General features: G+C 62.8%; 3 protein-coding genes. 2 read left to right on the top strand and 1 reads right to left on the bottom strand.

All coding sequences use genetic code 11. From position 1 onward, the window contains the following. Nucleotides 1-318: 318 nt before the first annotated feature. Nucleotides 319-1,275: a Hint domain-containing protein gene (locus RB2654_RS22665; RefSeq protein WP_161600710.1), complete on the top strand. Its 957-nt coding sequence runs from the start codon at nt 319-321 to the stop codon at nt 1,273-1,275. Nucleotides 1,276-1,600: 325 nt separating this feature from the next. Here the strand turns inward: RB2654_RS22665 and RB2654_RS20530 are convergent, their stop codons facing one another. Next, the gene (locus RB2654_RS20530; RefSeq protein ID WP_040885351.1) at nt 1,601-1,819 is read right to left on the bottom strand and encodes a DUF1127 domain-containing protein; all 219 of its coding nucleotides are present in this window, start codon (nt 1,817-1,819) and stop codon (nt 1,601-1,603) included. Between the two features lie 275 nt (nt 1,820-2,094). Between RB2654_RS20530 and RB2654_RS20535 the strand changes: the two genes are divergently transcribed. Then, on the top strand, nt 2,095-2,985 hold an 891-nt coding region (locus RB2654_RS20535; protein ID WP_040885352.1), incomplete at its 3' end, for an Mrp/NBP35 family ATP-binding protein.

A 2,985-nucleotide genomic window follows, 5' to 3' on the forward strand; every position in this document is an offset into this window, starting at 1 on the left:
ACCGAGGGTACGGTTTTCGTCACCCTTCACGGCTTTTGTGACGACTTCGACGCATATGGTCAGGTTTGCCTTACCAAAAAGCCGCCCGCGACCCTTTTCAGTCCCAGATTCTCCCAAACCTACCGGTAATCCATACCCACGCACGGCATCGGGGGATGCGTCGTGTGGGATCGAGAACGATTATCAAAAGGGGCGCCAGAAGGCGTCGAGCTGCCAATGGCCACGATTAGGGCTGTCAACACAGAGATTGCGAAAGCAACCGGCTCGAACATTAATTCGAGCGGGGACGAGTCGGATTTCGACCTTCCCCTCACCGACATGACCGATCTGGTCATCTACACGCCGCTTCTGGATTTCGACCCGTACCTGTTCGAACTGGGCGAGACGCATACGCTGACCTGGAACGACGGCGACGGTGCACATACGATGTACAACGCCGAAGTCGTGCGCTCGGACCTGAAGTGGGGCACCGCCAATCAGGGTGCCGTGGTCTTTGAAGGCACCGACACCGACGGCAATGCGACGCAGGTCCTCTGGACCCCCGACCTGAACGTGCACGAGTGGTATGCAAACACGCAGGCCGACGGCAAGCATCCGATGTTCTGGAACACGGATCAGCACCCTTCGACCTATGGCTATGTCTGTTTCGCCGCCGAAACCCGGATCGAAACCGATCGCGGGCTGGTCCGTATCGACGAGATCGCGGTGGGCGACCGGGTCGCGACCCTCGACCACGGCTATCAAGAGGTGCGTTGGGTCGGTCACAGCCGCACGCGCGCCAAGGGCGACGCGGCGCCGATCAAGTTCGAAGCCGGGGCGATGGGCCCGCACAAGACGCTTCGCCTGTCGCCCAACCACCGTGTCGTGCTGCGCGATCAGAAGATGAAGCAGGCCCTCGGTCGCGCCCAGGTGCTCGTCGCCGCCAAGGCTCTGGACGGTCGTCCGGGCATCAGCCGGGACGAGGGCGGCATGGTCGATTATTACAACCTGCTTTTCGACCAGCACGAGGTGATCTTCGCCGAAGGGCTGGCCTGCGAGTCGCTCTATCTCGGTCAGGAGACGCGCAAGATTCTGGATGCGGGCGAAACCGATCCGCGTGCGCAATACCCGGATCTCGACACGGTTCGTGGCATCCAGCACACGAAATCCGCCCGTCCGTTCATGGATGTCGGCCATGCCCGCGCCTATTTCGGCGCGCTTCGACGCCTGCGAACCGGCATGATCGGAAGAAGACACCCCCGAAAAAAAGAAACGGTGACGCTCGGGAGGAGGTGAGCGCCACCGTTCTTTTGGCAATTGGCCTCAGGGAGGAGGAGAGGCCGTTTGCTTCGGTCGGGGTTGCCCCCGTATGTGTGCCCGTCAACCTCAGGGAGGAGGAAGAGGTCTTCAGGCTACGGTTGCCCCAGGGAGGAGGAGAGGGGCGTCCGATCTGTTAGCCGGTGGCACCCGGGAGGAGGTGGGCGCCACCGGCGATCCAGAACTTCCCGGGAGGAGGTGGGAAGGTCCGTATTGGGGACCCGGGCGCGTCAGGGAGGAGGAAGACGCTGGCCGGGTCATCGGGGAAACCTCAGGGAGGAGGAAGAGGTTCCCTCGAAACTCGTTATTTCTTTCCGTAGGCCGCTTCGCGGGCCAGGAACGGGATTTCGGCGCGGCTGATGCCGAGGTCTGCGAGGTCGCGACCGTCGAGCGCCTGAAGTTCGTTCAGCGTGGTGCGATACACCTTGCGCTGGGCGCGGGCTTCGCCGAAGGCTTTGAAAAGCGAGGACACGCGGTCGAGAAGGCCGTGGTCAGCGTGGCGAATGTCAGTTGCGTATGCCATTGTCGTCGTCTCTTTCTTTCGTCTGCGCCGCTGCTCCGGCGCCGTCTGTCTGGCGAAGCTGTATGCCTCGCTGCGTTGAGTTGAATTTGAGGTATTTGCTGCACCTGCACAATCCGGCGAATGGTCAATGCCGCTATGCAGCAATTGCATACGTAAGACTGACCTACTCAGTTAACCCTAGGTAAAGATGGGGGGATTACGGGCCGGGCAGGGGTGCCCCCTTGAGAAACAGGGCAGAATGGGCATCTATGCCCCGACTGTATAAGGAGAAAATGATGGCGCTCACACGTGATCGGGTGATGTCGGTTCTTGCCACCGTTTCCATGCCGGACAAGGGCGATCTGGCGTCCCGGGACATGATCCGGGCCCTCACCATCGACGGCGGGCACGTCAGTTTCATCATCGAAGCGCCCAGTCCCGAAGCGGCGGGGGCGATGGAACCCCAGCGCAAGGCGGCGGAATCGGCCATCGCCGCGCTCGACGGGGTCGAGAAGGTGACCGTGATTCTGACCGCCCATGGCGGGACGCGGCCGCAGCCCAAGAAAGAAGCGCCGAACCTGCGCGTCGGCGGCCACCCGACCCCGCAGGCCGGGCCGCAGGCGATTGCGGGCGTCAAGCGCGTGATCGCCGTGGCGTCGGGCAAGGGGGGCGTCGGCAAATCCACGGTTTCGTCGAACCTCGCCGTCGCGCTTGCCGCGGCGGGGCGAAAGGTCGGCTTGCTGGACGCGGATATTCTCGGCCCCTCGCAGGCGCTCATGATGGGTGTGACGGAAAAGCCGACGTCGTCGGATGGCAAACAGCTCGACCCGCTGGTCGCCCACGGGGTCAAGGTCATGTCGGTCGGTGCCATCGTCGACCCCGATCAGGCGGTCGTCTGGCGCGGCCCGATGCTGATGGGCACGCTTCAGCAATTCGCGTTTCAGGTGAACTGGGGCGACCTCGACGTTCTGATCGTCGATTTGCCGCCCGGCACGGGCGACGTGCAACTGACGCTCGCGCAAAAGGTGGTGATGACCGGGGCGCTCGTCGTTTCGACGCCGCAGGACGTGGCGCTTCTGGACGCGCACAAGGCCATCGACATGTTCGGCAAGGTGAGCGTCCCGATTCTGGGGCTGATCGAGAACATGTCCTCATACGTTTGTCCGAACTGCGGGCACGAGGCGCAT

The sequence above is a fragment of the Maritimibacter alkaliphilus HTCC2654 genome, assembly GCF_000152805.1.
Lineage (GTDB): Bacteria > Pseudomonadota > Alphaproteobacteria > Rhodobacterales > Rhodobacteraceae > Maritimibacter > Maritimibacter alkaliphilus.